This window comes from Bacillus jepli (genome assembly GCF_047238305.1).
Lineage (GTDB): Bacteria > Bacillota > Bacilli > Bacillales > Bacillaceae_L > Ferdinandcohnia.
In genome coordinates, this window is the sequence record NZ_JBDFMO010000001.1 from 1130437 (window position 1) to 1147997 (window position 17561).

Annotated in this window: 17 protein-coding genes and 1 other annotated feature; of the genes, 9 read left to right on the forward strand and 8 right to left on the reverse strand. The window is 37.9% G+C overall.

The annotated features are described in order from the left end of the window. Nucleotides 1-72: 72 nt before the first annotated feature. Both ABC371_RS05810 and ABC371_RS05815 read right to left on the reverse strand, forming a co-directional pair. Nucleotides 73-378: an AzlD domain-containing protein gene (locus ABC371_RS05810; protein WP_412895918.1), complete on the reverse strand. Its 306-nt coding sequence runs from the start codon at nucleotides 376-378 to the stop codon at nucleotides 73-75. Further along, a complete protein-coding gene (locus ABC371_RS05815; protein ID WP_412895919.1) occupies nucleotides 371-1084 on the reverse strand; it encodes an AzlC family ABC transporter permease in 714 nt (237 codons plus the stop codon). Before ABC371_RS05815 ends, ABC371_RS05810 begins: the two co-directional genes overlap by 8 nt. Before the next feature lie 269 nt (nucleotides 1085-1353). Between ABC371_RS05815 and ABC371_RS05820 the strand changes: the two genes are divergently transcribed. Further along, nucleotides 1354-2157: a fumarylacetoacetate hydrolase family protein gene (locus ABC371_RS05820; RefSeq protein WP_412895920.1), complete on the forward strand. Its 804-nt coding sequence runs from the start codon at nucleotides 1354-1356 to the stop codon at nucleotides 2155-2157. A gap of 181 nt (nucleotides 2158-2338) precedes the next feature. Continuing rightward, nucleotides 2339-2836 carry an LURP-one-related/scramblase family protein gene (locus ABC371_RS05825; RefSeq protein ID WP_412895921.1) on the forward strand — a complete coding sequence of 166 codons (498 nt, stop codon included), beginning with the start codon at nucleotides 2339-2341 and terminating at the stop codon, nucleotides 2834-2836. A 95-nt stretch (nucleotides 2837-2931) separates the two neighbouring features. Here ABC371_RS05825 and ABC371_RS05830 read toward each other — a convergent pair whose 3' ends face one another. Further along, nucleotides 2932-3762, reverse strand: coding sequence for a LysM peptidoglycan-binding and 3D domain-containing protein (locus tag ABC371_RS05830; protein ID WP_412895922.1), 831 nt, complete (start codon nucleotides 3760-3762; stop codon nucleotides 2932-2934). A 227-nt stretch (nucleotides 3763-3989) separates the two neighbouring features. On the opposite strand from ABC371_RS05830, the gene ABC371_RS05835 reads away from it, so the two are divergent. Next, on the forward strand, nucleotides 3990-4331 hold the full coding sequence (locus tag ABC371_RS05835) for a zinc ribbon domain-containing protein YjdM (RefSeq protein ID WP_412895923.1): 342 nt from the start codon (nucleotides 3990-3992) through the stop codon (nucleotides 4329-4331). Nucleotides 4332-4419: 88 nt separating this feature from the next. Here ABC371_RS05835 and ABC371_RS05840 read toward each other — a convergent pair whose 3' ends face one another. The 3 genes from ABC371_RS05840 to ABC371_RS05850 form a co-directional block, all read right to left on the reverse strand. Then, nucleotides 4420-5325 (reverse strand): EamA family transporter, encoded by a 906-nt coding sequence (locus ABC371_RS05840; protein WP_412895924.1) that lies wholly within the window; start codon nucleotides 5323-5325, stop codon nucleotides 4420-4422. Nucleotides 5326-5710: 385 nt separating this feature from the next. After that, the gene (locus ABC371_RS05845; protein ID WP_412895925.1) at nucleotides 5711-6139 is read right to left on the reverse strand and encodes a VOC family protein; all 429 of its coding nucleotides are present in this window, start codon (nucleotides 6137-6139) and stop codon (nucleotides 5711-5713) included. A 97-nt stretch (nucleotides 6140-6236) separates the two neighbouring features. Continuing rightward, nucleotides 6237-7184 (reverse strand): SDR family NAD(P)-dependent oxidoreductase, encoded by a 948-nt coding sequence (locus ABC371_RS05850; RefSeq protein ID WP_412895926.1) that lies wholly within the window; start codon nucleotides 7182-7184, stop codon nucleotides 6237-6239. Nucleotides 7185-7456: 272 nt separating this feature from the next. Between ABC371_RS05850 and ABC371_RS05855 the strand changes: the two genes are divergently transcribed. Continuing rightward, nucleotides 7457-8923, forward strand: coding sequence for a multicopper oxidase family protein (locus ABC371_RS05855; RefSeq protein ID WP_412895927.1), 1467 nt, complete (start codon nucleotides 7457-7459; stop codon nucleotides 8921-8923). A gap of 110 nt (nucleotides 8924-9033) precedes the next feature. On the opposite strand, the gene ahpF is transcribed toward ABC371_RS05855, so the two are convergent. Then, the gene (gene ahpF / locus ABC371_RS05860) at nucleotides 9034-10614 is read right to left on the reverse strand and encodes an alkyl hydroperoxide reductase subunit F (protein ID WP_412895928.1); all 1581 of its coding nucleotides are present in this window, start codon (nucleotides 10612-10614) and stop codon (nucleotides 9034-9036) included. A gap of 12 nt (nucleotides 10615-10626) precedes the next feature. Further along, nucleotides 10627-11190, reverse strand: coding sequence for an alkyl hydroperoxide reductase subunit C (ahpC, locus tag ABC371_RS05865; protein WP_412895929.1), 564 nt, complete (start codon nucleotides 11188-11190; stop codon nucleotides 10627-10629). A 283-nt stretch (nucleotides 11191-11473) separates the two neighbouring features. Beyond that, nucleotides 11474-11698 (forward strand) — a binding site (T-box leader). A gap of 46 nt (nucleotides 11699-11744) precedes the next feature. Here ahpC and proB point away from each other — a divergent pair. From proB to ABC371_RS05890, 5 genes are all read left to right on the forward strand, one after another. Beyond that, on the forward strand, nucleotides 11745-12872 hold the full coding sequence (proB, locus tag ABC371_RS05870) for a glutamate 5-kinase (protein ID WP_412895930.1): 1128 nt from the start codon (nucleotides 11745-11747) through the stop codon (nucleotides 12870-12872). Beyond that, nucleotides 12865-14109, forward strand: a complete 1245-nt coding sequence (locus ABC371_RS05875) for a glutamate-5-semialdehyde dehydrogenase (RefSeq protein ID WP_412895931.1) — start codon at nucleotides 12865-12867, stop codon at nucleotides 14107-14109. The genes proB and ABC371_RS05875 overlap by 8 nt, the downstream gene beginning before the upstream one ends. 349 nt (nucleotides 14110-14458) lie before the next feature. Then, the gene (locus ABC371_RS05880) at nucleotides 14459-15643 is read left to right on the forward strand and encodes an Alp7A family actin-like protein (protein WP_412895932.1); all 1185 of its coding nucleotides are present in this window, start codon (nucleotides 14459-14461) and stop codon (nucleotides 15641-15643) included. A gap of 14 nt (nucleotides 15644-15657) precedes the next feature. Further along, nucleotides 15658-16245, forward strand: coding sequence for a hypothetical protein (locus tag ABC371_RS05885; RefSeq protein ID WP_412895933.1), 588 nt, complete (start codon nucleotides 15658-15660; stop codon nucleotides 16243-16245). A 112-nt stretch (nucleotides 16246-16357) separates the two neighbouring features. Further along, complete coding sequence (locus ABC371_RS05890) at nucleotides 16358-17554, forward strand: class I SAM-dependent rRNA methyltransferase (RefSeq protein WP_412895934.1); 1197 nt, start codon at nucleotides 16358-16360, stop codon at nucleotides 17552-17554. Nucleotides 17555-17561 lie beyond the last annotated feature (7 nt).

Here is a 17561-nt window from a genome sequence, read left to right on the forward strand (position 1 = left end):
GTCCAAGAAAAAAACCATATCACTTCCTCCAAATCTGTAGGAGGTGATATGGTTTTGAATATAATCTCTTACCTAATACAAAAACAGTTCGATTAAAAAAACCGATAAACAGGCCAATAAGGCGACACTTACTAGGCTTGCTCCCCGGTAGGCAAAGAGAATGGCTACAATAAAGCCAACTAGCGCAGACCATGTCGATTCTGTTGCGTCTAAAATGGCCGGAAAAACCATCACCGCCAATGTCACAAATGGAACATAGTATAAAAACGATCGGATATAGACATTCTTGATTTCTTTTCTGACAAGGGTAAGTGGGAGCACCCTAATGAGGTACGTGACAACTGCCATTACCAAAATATAAAAAATAGCATTATTCATACGTATCCTCCTTTACCGGAAACGCAAATGCTGCGATGCCTGCAATTAAAATCGTTAAGATGATAATTTTCACACCGGATGAGATGGATTCAAGGATCGGCAACTCAGCGAATAGCAGACTTAGTACCATCGATATGACAATCAATCCGGTAAGGACTTTATCCCCTTTTGCCGGAGGGATAATAACAGCAATCAGCATTCCGAACAGGGCAATACTCAGGGCACTAATTAATCTTGGTGGCAGTATATTGCCAGAAATAACTCCAAATAATGTACCCAGTGCCCATCCCGGGACCGCAGCACTCATCACGCCATAAGCGTAATAAGGGTTTAGCTTTCCCGGAACCGCAACAGTCACCCCGAAGACCTCATCTGTAATCCCATATGCCATGATGGAACGATGGAAAAAGGATGTGTTTGGGTCAATCTTTTGGGATAACGCAAACGACATGAGAAAATATCTAGAGTTGATAATTAACTGTGTGACAGCAATTTCAACGATTGTTGCAGCACCTGCAATTAAAGTTAGTCCTGCAAACTGTCCAGCTGAAGTTAAATTCGTTACGGACATCAATACGGCTTCAAATGGATTTAGCCCTGCTTGCTCGGCAAGAATGCCAAAAGTAAATGAAACCGCAAAATAACCGATTGCAATGGGAATTCCATTTTTTAAACCACTTTTCCATTCTTTTATGTTTGTTTTCATTTTTCTTTCCTCCAACGATGTTCAAACAATAGGTTGTAATTGATAGGTTTGGTACCTTTTCTATTAAAATGATTCTAGCATACGATTGCTTGAAATTCCTTTTAAAAGCAAAAGCTCTACTTTTTGTGAACAATATGTACAAAATGTTATTTAATTGACGAAAATAATTTTATTAAGGAAACGTTTTCATTTTTGGAGATTTTGGTTACTATAAAATAGAGGAACAGACTAGTTTAGTAGAGTAAATGACAAAATTGGGTGGTACTAGTATGAGAATGAAGTTATTACAAAAAACGCAAACGATCGTTCGTTATCAGAATCAAAATAACCAAGAATATTATGGGATTGTAGAAAATGACGAAATTTTACAGTTGTCTAGTAATTTCAATGACATTATAAACGAGAAGTTCACATTTGATGGTGTAAAAGTAAAAGGTAAAGATGTGAAAATACTGGAGCCAGTTAGACCCCAAAAGGTGATTAATTTTGGATGGACATACGCACAACATGCAGAGGAGACTGGGGGGACGGCCAATCTCAAGGAACCTTTTTTATTTTTAAAACCTACATCTTCCCTTATTCCAAACGAGGGGGAAATTATTCTTCCTCCTACACACCTAACGCAGCAGGTGGAAATGGAAGGCGAACTTGCACTCATTATTGGCAAACGCGGGAAAAATATTAAAGAAGATGAAGCATTGGATTTTGTTTTTGGCTATACCATATTTAATGATGTAACGGCTCGGGACCTAACAAAAAAGGATCCCCAATTTACACGAGGTAAAGGTTTCGACACATTTGGGCCATTGGGCCCTTGGATTGTGACAGGAGTGGATCCAACAAATTTAAACATTGTTACAACGTTAAACGGGAAAGTAGTACAAGAAGGTAATACAAATCAGATGTCTTTGTCCATTCCTTATCTTATCAGTTGGATTTCGAACGTTATGACACTGGAGCCAGGGGATGTAATCGCTACTGGTTCTCCTTCAGGTAGCTGTCCAATGAAATCAGGAGACGTTGTTTCTGTAGAAGTTGAACATATCGGTACACTTCGTAATTATGTAAAATAGTGTGTTCTTTTTAAAGTTGAATGGCTAAGTCGGGTATGCAACTATCTTTAGTTGTATACCTTTTTTCATTAGGAAGGTATTTTCGAAAAATATGTAGAACATATATGGCGTACGGATTCATATCGTAAGAAAATTTTATAATAGAAAATAGTATTTATGTCAGAATTTAAAGGGGGGTTGGATGAAACAACTGTATATAAAGCAAAAGGTATTTAGTTTAAGTGGAAAGTTTACAGTCAAAGATCAGCAGGAGAAGGATGTCTATTATGTTGAGGGAAGCTTCATGAAAATTCCTAAGACCTTCTCCATTATGAATACAAAACGAGATGAAGTTGCACTCATTACGAAAAAGGTATTCAGTTGGTTACCTAAGTTTTTCGTTGAAGTGAATGGTCAAGAAGTGTTAACGATTAAAAAGGAGTTTTCATTCTTTAAAGCACGTTATACGATTGATGCAGCAGGTATTGAGGTACAAGGTAATTGGTGGGATATGGATTTTCAAGTAGTACAGCATGGTCAAGTTGTCGGTAAAGTGAGTAAAGAGTGGTTCACATGGGGCGATAGCTACAAGGTTCAAATATTGAATGAAGAGATGGAAGCTATTATTATTGCGATCGTTGTCGCAATCGATTGTGTAAAGGCCGACCAAGCAGCAGCTTCTTCAGCAGCATCCACATAATGTAAGGACAGGGGTACCTGTCCTTATTTATTTTACACTGCAAAACTTTGTTCATTTTGATTTTGCAGTGATCAGTGTGAAAAAACAATGTTCAATCAGTCTAAAATAGTCACCTTCACTTGTTTTCTACCGAAATGGATTGCTTCTTGTTTAGAAGGAATAAAGACATCGATTTTGTTTCCTTTGATGGCTCCACCAGTGTCTCCGGCAATTGCTTCTCCATAGCCTTCTACATAGACTTTACTGCCAAGAGGAATAATAGATGGATCAACGGAGATCACCTTTGCATTTGGGTTTTCTAATAGATTCATTCCAGTTGATGTAATGCCAGAGCATCCTTCACAAGTCGCGGTGTAAGCTGTAGCTTCCATTAAAAATTCCTTTGAGCTGGTTTTACCTGTTTCAGTAGCTGGCGATGCAGCTGTACTAGTATTTGTAGCTTCAGTTGTCGGTGCCGAAGCTGTTGTTTCCTTTTGTGTTTCAACAGCTGGTGCTGAACTTGCACTTACCTTTGTTGATACTTCAACAGACTGTACCGGTTTTTCCGCAGTAACAGCAGCCGTTGCTTTTACACCTTCAAAGATGACTAGATTTAATCCAGGATGGATAAGATCTGTATGTAATTGATTCCACTCTTTTAGTTGAGAAACCGTAACCTGATGATCCCTAGCTATATCCCATAATGTGTCACCTTGCTTAACTGCATATTGTTTTTCGGGTACTATAGTAAGTTCATCCCCAGGATGGATAAGGTCTGTCGTAAGTTGATTTACCATTTTAATATTCTTTACGGATGAGTTATTTGCACGTGAGAGATCCCAAAGTGTATCACCTTTTTGAACTGTAATCGTTGAAGCTTGTACATTAGCACTTACTGTTACTGAGAGCACAGTACCCGCTAAAATTGAGACCATTTTTTTAAGCATTCTTTTACCCTCCATGTTCCTTTAGTTGCTAATTTTCAATAATCGTAACATAGATTTTTGATAGACAAAGAACAGGGAGGTGTTAATTTGGTAACATCTATGGCAATTATATTGCAAGAATATTTCTGGCAGTATTTAAAAAGGGATACCGCGGGTCATAGTATGGTATAAAAGTATGCTAATATGTAGTGGATGATATCAATATAATTAATGGAGGAATTAAATTTATGAGCAATCTACCAAATTGTCCAAAATGTAATTCTGAATACACTTATGAGGATGGAACATTATTGGTTTGCCCAATATGTAATCATGAGTGGGCACAAGGTTCAGAAGTGGAGAATAATGAAGATAATAATGTAGTCAAGGATGCAAATGGAAATATATTAAACGATGGTGACACGGTCACTGTCATTAAAGACCTTAAAGTAAAAGGAAGTTCATCCACACTAAAGCAAGGGACCAAAGTAAAAAATATACGTTTGGTAGAAGGAGATCATAACATCGACTGTAAAATTGATGGTTTTGGGGCAATGAAATTAAAATCAGAGTTTGTTAAAAAGGGATAATTGGTTCATTTTAAAAAAGCGTCAGAGACTCTTCTATGTCTTTGACGCTTTAAAGATGAAGGACGTTTCTACAAATGCTTCCAAAACACTACCCCTCAACATGTCTCCTTCTCATTCTATTAAGTCTACTACCAAGTTCATTTAACGCAATTGCTGCCAATATAATAATGGTACCTAACCACTGCAGGCCCGTAACCGTTTCAGATAAAATAAGGCTGGCTGATAGGATAGCGATAGGTAATTCAATGGATGTTAATATATTGGCGATCCCACCAGGAACCAATGGTGAGCCCACTGCGAAGAAGAGTGGGGGAAGAACGGCTCCAAATAGTGAAACACCTACTGTAACCGTTAATAAGTCTGTCTCAAGTGGCAGTACAGATGGTATTTCACGCATGAAAAGGACGAGTATTAAGATGGTGGACCCAGTTGCCATTAAGGAAGTACGAGTTAAAGGGTCTACATCTACGGCGACCTTTCCGCTGAAAAATATAAAACCCGCATACGTGAATGCAGAAAGAATCCCAAATAGGATACCTTTAAAAGGGAGCCCCTGGATGTTGCCATTTACTATATTCGAAGCAAAAAAGACCCCAATTAAAATCAAAACGATCGATAGAATCGTGATAGGGGCAGGTTTTATTTTGCTGAAGATCCATTCTAAAATAATTCCAATCCAAACGAATTGAAACATTAAAATAATGGCTAATGAGGCTGGCAGATATTGCATCGAGCCATAATAAAAAATACTTGTCAATCCGATAAAACAACCAGTAATCATAATTTGTGGGACATTCTTCTTATTCAGCCCTTTAAAACTTGGGCGTTTAATTAGAGTGATCGACCATAATAAAAATGAAGAAATAATCATTTGAACGATATTAATTTGGCCAAGGGAATAGCCATAGCTGAACCCCAATTTGGCAAAAATCGGTGTGAAACCAAAACATCCAGCACCTAATAGTACAAATAAGATGCCCTTATTTATTTTCATTATGAAACCTCCTGCTGCGCAAAACTATTAGACTATTATAGCATACAGAGGAGGGAGGCGGGTCTTTTTCGGTTCTATATAAGAGTGGTTCTATTTGGAAGTCATCCAATACAAAAATCTCTTTGGAAAGGTTTGGAAAGGTATCATCAAGGAGATATTTGTACTGTCAATTCTTAATGGAGCAGGTTATATTTTTTTCTTCTTTGTATTTCGACTTCACTTTTTAACCTTTCTCGACGATCAAGATAATGGAAAAAAGGAGAACAGCTGCGATGGAGGCGTTTTGCAATACATTCAATTCTCCAGCTAAAAGAAGCACAGCAGCTATAGGCTAAATAAAAAGAGATACAGATTTTTCATAAGAAAAATTCCTGTATCTCTTTCTTTACATGGACATTTCACCACTGTCATAGTTAATTTGCCATTGGATTCCGAATTTATCTGTTACTTGACCGTAGAGCTTGCTCCAGAAGGTTTCTTGCAGTTCCATACCAACTGTGCCGCCATCTTTTAATTGTTCATACCACGATTTTAAATCATCCATATTTTTACTAATTAACGCAAGTGTAACATTGTCGCCAATTGTATATGGCTGACCAGGGAAGTTATCTGAAAACATGACATTACTTCCATCGATGTTAAGACGTGCGTGCATCACCAAATCTTTTGCTTCCTCGGGAAGCTGGTATTCTGGACTTTGTGGTGATTGACCAAAGGTCATAATTTGAGGTGTTTCATTATTAAACACCTTCGCGTAAAATTCGACTGCTTCCCGGCAATTCCCATTAAAAACAAGATACACATCTACAGACATCTCATCCACTCCTTAAAATTTGCAACGTATATAAATTTATTTTATCCGAATTCTTCAATCATAGACAATTTCCCTTCGAAAAAGATGTCTTCCCATTTTATAAAATATAATTTTTGGTAAGCGTAGTGCTCATGTCCCATACTTGTTCCACATTATTAGAATCTATTGCGTAAATTGGATACCTGTTTGAACCAAAGACATTCTTCAATTGGGTAAAGCCTTTTTCGGATGTAGCAGGATGAACAATTTCGCTTTTATGATTGATAAGCTGTCCTGTCACATGTTTAAATTCATCTGATGTACAAATGTGAAAATAAGTATCCGCCATGCCAGATGGTAGAGGATTAGTGAAATTTTGTAGATAGGCAAGCACTTTCCAAATGGAATTCAGTTTATTGATTGTTTCTTTTGATAGTTTTACACGGTTAATTTGAAGAGCGTTCACTTTGATCCCCAAGCTTTTATATTCCTCGGCCATTTTAAAGGTAAGCATTAATAATGCCATTTTCGAATCTCCGTACATCTTATAGGTGCTATAAGGGCGTGTATCTTTATGTTCTCCTCGCAAATTGTCAAACTCGATACTCCTCTTAGAATCGAAGAAGTGTTTGATGTTAGTTGTGCATGCATGAAGAATTCTTGGATCTGATGATTTCGATAGATGATCGATCAATAAACGAGTCATTAAAAAAGGACCAATTGTATTTGTTGCGAAAGACAATTCGATATGCTCTGGACTTAGTTTATAGTCTTTTACTCCGTGATTTAAGTAAGCAGCATTATGTATCAGAATGTCGAGTCGAGGGTATTTCGTTTTAAAAGCTGTACAAAATGCTTGAATTGAATCAAAAGAAGAAACATCAAGTTCCATTAAATCTACATTCGTATTTTTTGTGGTTTCAATAATGTCATTTTGGACAGTAGAACTAATCTCCATATTGCGGCAAGCCATAATAACATGATATTTTTCTGAGGCAAATTTAAGCGACGCCGCTTTTCCAATCCCAGAATTTGCACCTGTAATTAAAACAATTTTATCTTTCATTACAAGCCTCCTTAGATTATAGATTTAGTTTAGTTATATAGGTAATTAGCATTATCAGGATCGTACCACGGAACGTAAGTAAAAGGTGTCGAAGATTGAATGAAAACAACATAATTAATCGACGAAACGTTGAGGTAATTTACAAATCATGTGGCGATTTTGTGACAAAACGATGATTCAAAATTGACAAAGAAAAAACGTAGTAAAATAGAGTAGAAACAAGGTTAATAGGGTAGTTCCCAAATGGGTAAGAGAGGAAGTAAGGGGTTAAATTGAAATCATATAATAGACTTTTTGCACTACTAATAACGTTACTTGTGATAAGTTTGGCAGGTTGTGGAAAGGAAGAAATGATAACAAATGTAGGAAAGCTAGAATTTAAGCAAGCCTTAAAAATTCCAGAACTTGTCGAACCTACAATAGAACCTGATGGTACAAAAAACTTTACATTAACGATGCAAACAGGAACAACAGAATTGTTGCCAGGCAAGCCTGCAGACACATTTGGAATCAATGGTACCTATTTAGGCCCAACCATTAGAGTTTCGCGCGGTGACAAGGTTTCTTTTAATGTCGTGAATAACTTAGGAGAGACATCCACTTTACACTGGCACGGGATGAGATTGCCAGCTGTGATGGATGGAGGTCCACACCAGATGATTGAGGCAGGGGAAACATGGACTCCACATTGGACAATTGACCAACCATCTGCAACGACCTGGTACCATCCTCACTTACATGGAAAAACAGGACAACATGTATATCGTGGACTAGCGGGCATGTTTATTATCGAAGACGAAGACTCTAAGAAACTTCCTTCTGATTACGGTGTTGATGATATTCCACTCATCATACAAGATAAATTGTTTACAAGTGATGGCCAAATGAAAGAGGATAACGAAGGAGTTTTCGGCACACTTGGTGATGAAATACTAGTGAACGGAACGTATGACCCCTATCTTGAAGTGACATCAAGTCAGGTCCGATTTCGATTGCTTAATGGCTCAAATGCAAGAGCCTACCATTTTGGATTTACCGATGGCCGTAGTTTTAAGCTAGTCGCAAATGATGTGGGACTCCTTCAAGAGCCAGTTTCTTTGGATCGTTTCATGTTAAGTCCAGGTGAACGTGCAGAAATTGTTGTAGAGTTTAAGCCAGGGGAGGAGACCATCCTCCACAGTTTTAGCGGAAATAACGGCATTGATAATGGGGATTTTGATTTGTTGAAGATCATAGCGGCTCCTGATTTAAAAGAGTCAGCGCCAATAGATGGACAGCTTTCAAGCGTTCCACCAATCGAAGTTCCAGAGAATGCACAGGTTCGGCAATTCAAGTTAACAATGGAGAACAAGATTAATGATAAATTGATGGACATGTATCGAATTGATGAGGTTGTTCCAGCAGGTACAACAGAAATTTGGGAAATTAATAATTTTGGCTGGTCTCATAATTTTCACATTCATAATGCAGCTTTCCGGATTTTAGACATTAATGATAGGGAACCTCAAGAGTATGAAAGAGGCAGAAAAGACACCGTATTTGTACCAAATGGATCAAAGGTTAGAATTGTTGTAGAGTTTGGCAATTATTCAGACCCTAATGTTCCTTATATGTATCACTGTCATTTATTGCGTCATGAAGATGACGGTATGATGGGGCAATTTTTATTGGTAGAACCAGGGACAGAATCACAGGTACCAACCACATTGCCTAAAAAAGAAAATGATCATCATGAATAAAAGGGAAAATGCAAATCAAAAGGTAAGAACAAAAACGTTCTTACCTTTTTTGAATTAAAAAAAGTCACTTTATTACCGGTAGCAATAAAGTGACTTTCCTATATATAATCTTATTGATGAACTAATGTTTTCTGATTAGCTTCATCAGCGTTTGTATCCCAATTATTTCGAATGATGTAATCAAATGCACTTAAAGATGCAGTTGCACCTGAACCCATTGAAATAATGATTTGTTTATATGGACTATTTGTACAGTCTCCTGCAGCAAACACTCCAGGGATACTCGTTGCACCACGGTTATCAACAACAATCTCACCCATACGATTACGTTCGATTGTGTCATCTAGCCAATCCGTATTTGGTACAAGACCGATTTGAACAAACACACCCTGTAATTCAATATGATGTTCTTTTTTAGTTTCACGGTCAACATAAGAAATTCCGTTTACTTTGTCAGTGCCCGTAATTTCTGTAGTTTGAGCATTCGTAATGACTGTTACATTAGGAAGACTGTGAAGGCGATCTTGAAGTACAGTGTCAGCCTTCAATTCTGAATTAAATTCAAGAACTGTTACATGCTTCACAATGCCTGCAAGGTCAATTGCAGCTTCAACACCAGAGTTACCTCCTCCAATAACAGCTACATCCTTGCCGGCAAACAATGGACCATCACAATGTGGACAGTATGCGACACCTTTGTTTTTGAACTCAGCTTCACCTGGTACATTGACATTACGCCAACGAGCACCAGTTGAAAGGATTACGGTTTTACTCTTTAAGACAGCACCGTTTTCCAGTTCAATTTCAACAAGGTCTTTCTTTTCAATACGTTTCGCACGCTGTAAGTTCATTACATCAACGTCATATTCTTTTACATGTTCTTCAAGGCTAGCTGCTAACTTAGGACCTTCAGTGTACTTAACACTAATAAAGTTCTCAATGCCTAATGTGTCCATAATCTGGCCACCAAAGTGTTCTGCAACAATACCTGTACGAATGCCTTTACGAGCCGCATAAACAGCTGCACTTGCACCCGCAGGTCCGCCTCCAACAACAAGAACATCAAATGGGTCTTTGTCAGCAAACTCTGAAGCGTCCGGAGTTCCTCCAACTTTTGATAGGATTTCCTCTAAAGTCATGCGACCGCCGCCGAATGCTTCACCATTTAAGAATACGGTTGGAACTGCCATGATATCTTTGCTTTCAACTTCCTCTTTATAAGCAGCCCCGTCAATCATGGTATGTGTGATACCAGGGTTAAGAACACTCATGACGTTTAATGCTTGTACCACATCTGGACAGTTATGGCAGCTTAGGCTTACGTAAGTTTCAAAGTGATATTCACCTTTAATATCTTTTATTTGATCAATAAGCTTTTGGTCAACCTTTGGAGCTCTTCCACTAACTTGTAAAAGTGCTAACACAAAAGAAGTAAATTCATGTCCAAGAGGGATACCAGCAAATGTTACTCCAGAATCTTCTCCGACACGATTCACACTAAAGCTAGGTGTTCTATCTAATTGTGTGTGCTCAACTGTAATTTTTGAAGACATGGCTGTCAACTCTTCTACAAGAGACAGCATGTCCTTTGAAACATTATCGGAGCCCGCACTGACTTTGAGCAGTACATCATTTTCTAAAAGCTGAAGATATTGCGCTAATTGTTGCTTAATATCTGCATCCAGTATCATTTAAAGCACCCCTTAAATTTTACCTACTAAGTCTAGGCTAGGCTTAAGTGTTTCGTCGCCTTCTTTCCATTTAGCTGGGCAAACTTCACCAGGATTGTTACGAACATATTGTGCTGCTTTAACTTTATCAATTAATTGACTAGCGTCACGGCCAATACCATCTGCATTAATTTCAACCGCTTGGATGATTCCGTCTGGATCAATGATGAATGTACCACGGTCAGCAGCACCTTCTTCTTCTCTTAATACATCAAATTGGCGAGAAAGAACGTGTGCAGGGTCACCAATCATTGAATAGGTAATTTTACCAATTGCTTCTGATGAATCATGCCATGCTTTATGTGTGAAGTGAGAATCTCTAGAAGCAGAGAATACTTCTACACCAAGTTCTTGAAGTGCTGGATATTGATCTTGTAGATCTTCTAATTCAGTTGGGCAAACGAATGTAAAGTCTGCAGGGTAGAAGCAAACAATGCTCCAATGACCTTTTAAATCTTCTTCAGTAACCTCAATGAAATCACCATTTTTATAAGCTTGTAATGTGAATGGTTCTACTTGTTTTCCAATAAGTGACATGTTAAATTCCTCCAATGATATATTATTTAAAAATAGATTATTAGTAGTATGGACTAAAAATCTATAATTATTACTTGTTTATACTAATTATTATATAGATATTATTATTTATGTCAACGATAAAGCATTAATTATTATAATTAAATAGTATCTTCTTTATTTGTTAAAACATTCATTCCCAATTCTTCCTATAATATTATCATTTAGCGACATTGACATTGCAACAAATTTGATTCATAATATTCCTAATCATAAAACACAAATAGTAATGGAGTTAAATAAATAAGAGGTAATGATAGGGAACTAGTAAATAGTCCTCGGGTAAAAGAGAGTAAAATTCATCGGCTGAAAGATTTTACGCGCCTGCAATGCTATTGAACCTGTCCCTTGAACTGTTAGGCAAAACCTAACCGTTGCCCGCGTTAAAGGTTTTTGAGTGGATGCTAGAATGAATTTCTAGTGTCAATAAAGGTGGTACCACGAAAGATTCGGTCTTTTCGTCCTTTTTTAGGGACGGAAGGACCTTTTTTTATAACAATTTGGCGGTGAATGAAATGAAGAAGAAACGCATTGTTGTCAAAATAGGGAGTAGTTCATTAACAAATCAAAATGGTGGTCTTAGTATTGAGAAACTACGTGAGCACGTTGATGCGATTGCGCGATTAAAGGAACTCGGGCACGAAGTCATTCTCATTTCATCAGGTGCTGTGGCAGCTGGTTTTATGGATCTTGGTTATTCTTCTCGACCTAAAACCGTGGCAGGTAAGCAAGCCGCTGCAGCGGTTGGACAGGGTTTACTTTTAAGAGGCTATACGGAAGAGTTTAAAAAACATGGGATTGTTGCTGCACAATTGTTGTTAACTAGGCAGAATTTCCTTTATAAAGACCAATATAATAATGCCTATGCAACCTTATCAGAACTGTTAAAACGAAATGTTGTACCCATTATCAATGAAAATGATTCAGTGTCACTAGAAGAATTAAATTTCGGGGATAATGACATGTTATCAGCGCTAGTAAGTGGACTCGTACATGCAAACTTTTTAATCATCATTACTGATGTCAACGGCATCTACGATCAAAACCCGCGAACACATCCAGAAGCAAAAAGGTACAATTTCCTCGAAAACATTCATGATGATCTATTAAGTGGTGCCACTGAAGCAGGTTCAAAGGTAGGCACAGGGGGAATGAAATCAAAAATTGAGGCAGCACGTACTGCGTTGGGCCTCGGGGTTAAAGTGTTTATTGGCTCTGGGTCAGGTGAAGAGAAATTTGTTGATATAGTTGCTGGAAAAGGGGACGGAACATACATTGGGAACTCCTCACTAACTGGTATGAATACATCAAAGCAGTGGCTAGCTTTACATTCGATTCCAAGTGGGAAAATTGAAGTGGATCAGGGCGCTGCAACGGCCATTCTAAGCCATGGTAAAAGTCTTCTCCCTGCAGGGGTGACGAATATTATTGGCAATTTTAGAATCAATGACGTTGTTGAGGTAGTGAACGTAAAGGGAGATATTATCGGAAAAGGAAAAGTCAATTTTTCTTCCGATCAATTAATAGAAATAAAAGGATTATCTAGTACAAAAGCAATGGTAAAGGTAAACAGTGATCAAGGCGTTGTCATTCATAGGGATAATTGGGTAAGTCAAAAAGGGAGGAGAGTTAAGTATGAGTGAGTTAATTGAAAAAGCGAAAAAGGCAAAAACAGCAGCTGCAGTACTAGCAAAAGCGTCGACAGAACAAAAAAATAGAGCACTTTCTACAATCTCAGAACAACTACTGAAGGAACAAGCATTTATAGTAGAAGAAAATCAAAAGGATCTACAGGCTGGAAAAGAAAATGGGATGAGTGAGTCATTACTGGACCGATTAAGATTAAACGAACAGCGAATTCAAGATATGGCAGACGCCCTTATTCTCTTAACAGAAATTGAAGACCCAATTGGACAATTGGTAGAAGAATGGGAACGTCCAAATGGTCTTAAAATCGCTCAGGTTCGAGTTCCGCTTGGGGTAATCGGTATGATTTATGAGGCACGACCAAATGTAACGGTTGATGCATCAAGTCTTTGTTTAAAAACAGGAAATGCCGTAGTGCTTCGAGGTAGTTCAACAGCGATCCATTCTAATAAAGCGATTGTAAAGGTAATTCAGCGCGCGCTTGAAGGAAGTAATCTACCAATTGAGGCCGTACAATTATTAGAAGATACTAGCCGAGAGACAGCATCAGAAATGTTCAAACTAAATGAGTATCTTGATGTCTTAATTCCACGTGGTGGAGCAAAATTGATTCAGACAGTCGTTCAAAACTCAACCGTTCCAGTACTAGAAACAGGTGCAGGAAATTGCCACGTGTTTATTGATGAAACAGCCGATCCAAAGATGGCTATAGAGATCACGATTAATGCGAAAACTCAAAGACCATCTGTATGTAATGCGATTGAAAATGTTCTTGTACAAAAGGATTGGGCATCCAACCATTTAGGGGAATTAATAACGGCTTTACAAGAGCATGATGTTCAAATTCATGGTGATGAAGCAGTCCAACAAACAGGAAAAGAGATTACACCTGCTCAAACGGAAGACTGGGGTACGGAATTTTTAGGGCTAGAGATTGCCGTAAAAGTAGTTGAGAATGTAGGAGAGGCCATTGCCCATATTAACCAATATGGAACAAAGCATTCAGAAGCAATTATTTCTGAATCAATTGAAAATGTAGAGCGGTTTTTCACAGAAGTAGATGCTGCAGCTGTTTACCATAATGCATCAACCAGATTTACAGATGGATTTGAATTCGGATTTGGCGCTGAAATCGGAATTAGTACGCAAAAACTCCATGCACGTGGACCAATGGGTTTACCTGCTCTTACATCTACGAAATATACGATCCGGGGAAATGGGCAAATAAGGTAAGTTAATACAAAAAGTAGGGGATGTTTCCAAGATATTTGGGAACATCCCCTTTTCATTTTTTGATGTTTACAAAAACGTTTACGTGTATACGAAATGTAAACACGGTGTGTGCAATTCTGTATACATGTTTACAAATATGTATACATCCCGTTATAGCGCCATGTGTACGAATTTGTACACAAAGATAACAAAAAATGTTTACAAATAACGACATGTTTACAAGGTGTTTACAGGTTTACAGTTATGTTTCTTTTCGTCCAGAGTTATTTAGGAATCTAGTAATCTCTTATACCCTTTTATTAAGGCATACATAGCAATAAAAAAATCTACTAAAAGGGATGATGTTTGAATGTCTATGTCTAGAATTGCAGCTGTTGATGTGGGAAATGACTCCATAAAGGCGATCTTCGGAGAGCTAGATTACGAATTAAATATACCTAATATAATCGCTAGAGACACCGAGGATCGTCCGGTAATTGGAATAGAAGAATTAAATAGTAAGAATCCGTTGGATGGAATACATATTAAGGTCCATTCCCCTGCTTTAAAGGAAAATAACGTGATTTATCGTGTTGGCCATTTGGCGACAAAAAGTGGCAGTGCATCAGAATTGGACCCAGGAAGCAGTAAATCAGAAGAAGATCAAACATTGATTATGCTTTTTGCTACATTGGCATTAGATGCGGTAAGCGAAGAAAACACGGCTTCCTTTCCACGCTCAAAAAATGTGATTGATGCTAATTACACGTTGGGAACAGGATTACCGCTTCGAGAAGTAAAGGAAGGAAAGGATGCTGGATATCGTTCAAAGCTAACAGGCTCCGTTCATCAGGTGGAATTCCTTGTAACACCAAGATACCAAGGGCTAAAGGTTAATATCAAATTCAATGAAGTCAAAATATATCCAGAAGGCTTTGCAGCGTATATTAATCTTGTAATGGATAATAATCTGAGGGTAATCAATAAGGATTTGATTGATAAACGAATTTTAATCCAAGATATTGGCGGACTCTCAACAGATATAGCGGTCATTCGAAATCGAACTGTCGATGATGATAAAGCACAAGGCTTTAATCTTGGGGTGTCTGAATCATTGGAAGCCATTAGAGAAGAAATCCGCTCCAAGCACGGAGTAGAATTAGATAGTCGCCGAGATGTAGTTGAAATTATCACTAGAAAAAACAACCGTAATCATATTATGGTAAAAGGGAGCAGGACAAGCGTTCATGATATAACAGATCGAATCCTGCTCGAATTAGCGAAAAAGCAATATCGGTTACTTCGCAATGTATGGTTAAAAAACTCACAAACGGAAATTTGCTATTTTGTTGGTGGCGGGTCCATTGTATTAAAGGATTATATCAAAACATTAAATAATAATCTTGATGGCTATAATATTGAATTCTTTGAAGATGAAAAAGAGAGCATTTGGATGATGGCGAACGCTTATTATAAGCTTATAACCGATTATGTAAGGAAGAATGAGAAGCAAAGGGTATCACAAGAGCCGGTGAAAGAACCAGTAAAGAAATAGAATAAGGTGATTCTATGAAAAAGTCTACCTCAACCGAGGTGAAAAGGGGCCAAGCGATATCGTTTCGCGTACCATCCGACACACCAGATCATTTATTAAAGCATCTACAAAGGTTAAAGGAAACTGAGCGAAGGAATTTTTCGAGTAAAATTGCCGAGTTTGTTATGCAGGGTGTGGGCCAGTCCTATTCAAAGGAGAGAGAAGTCATTACGGTTCCACTTCCTCATACATTAAGAAAATCCCAACGGAATTGGCTAAAGCATGAGCACTCCGAGGCCTTGCTTGGAAGTATCATTTATCATCTCTTATCAGATCCAGTTCGTGCAACTGCGCTACTTGCTTCGTTAAATAGCAAATCCTTGGATCTGGACGAAGCTTTATACCTCCAAGAGGAAGTTACAACTAATGAGATGCAAATTGCAGCTTCAAAGCAGGAAGAAGAAACCACTTCTATTCATGATGTGGATACGTTCGAGGATGATTTAAATCAATTTAACTGGGAAACAGCTAAGCAAGATCATCCTGTTGAAGAGGAAACGGATGAAGATACTTCCGATTTGGACGGCCTATTAGGGGATTTCCTATCTGCAATGAATAAGTAAAAAAAGGGGCAGATCTTCGTTACTTTTAAGTAGCGTGGAACTGTCCCCTTTTAAATTGGCTTAGAGAAAGGTATCATAGGTAAAAAGTAGGTAAGAGATAAGGATGGAGATCATGGGAACGGAATTGAATATAAAGGTAAAATCAAATCTTGTGAATAAGTATCGGGGAGGATACCCTCTAATCACAAAGCAAGTAATGAATGACGTCGGTTCTTTAGAAGAGGGAGTACTTATTAACCTTGTTGATGAACATCATGCATTTATAGGTAAGGGCTATTACGGAAAGCAAAATAAGGGGTATGGTTGGGTACTTACGAGGAACAAGGATGAAAAGATTGACCAATCATTTTTTGAAAGGAAGCTTAAAGCAGCCTTAGATAAAAGAAGGTCTTTTTTTCATGATAAGGAAACGAACGCCTTTCGAGTATTTAATGGAGAAGGAGATGGAATCGGAGGCTTCACCATTGACTATTTTGACGGTTACTACTTAATTAATTGGTATAGTGAAGGCATTTTTACATATTTCGACGATGTGCTTACCTCACTAAAAAATCTCGTTCAGTATAAAGCGATTTACCAAAAAAAGAGATTTCGTGCTGATGGAAAATATATTGAAGAAGATGGATTTGTAGATGGCGAGCGAGGAGAGTTTCCGATTATTGTAAAAGAAAATGGGGTCAATTTTGCAGTCTATTTTAACGAGGAAGCAATGGTTGGGGTATTTCTTGACCAGCGGGATGTGAGAAGGACCATTCGCGATAAGTATGCAAAAGGGAAAACCGTATTAAATACCTTTTCATATACCGGGGCATTTTCTGTTTTTGCAGCATTGGGCGGAGCTACAAAGACAACCAGTGTTGATTTGGCGAACCGTAGTTTGCCGAAGACGATTGAACAGTTTAGTGTAAACGGAATTGATTATGAAGCCCATGACATTATCGTGGAAGATGTTTTTCACTATTTTAAATATGCGGGTAAAAAAGGTCTGAAATTTGATATGGTAATCCTTGATCCCCCAAGCTTTGCGAGGTCGAAGAAATTTACCTTCAGTGCCGAAAAAGATTATAAGAATCTTCTAAAGGAAGCGATTGCGATAACGGAGAAGAATGGGGTCATTGTTGCTTCAACAAATAGTGCGGCATTTGATATGAAAAAATTTAAAGGTTTTATTGATATGGCATTTAAGGAAAGTAACAGCAAATATAAAATTGTCGAGGAATTTTCACTACCTCAGGATTTCCAAACAATTAAACAGTTTAAGGAAGGAAACTATCTTAAGGTTGCGTTTATTAAAAAGCTTAATGGATAGATGGAGC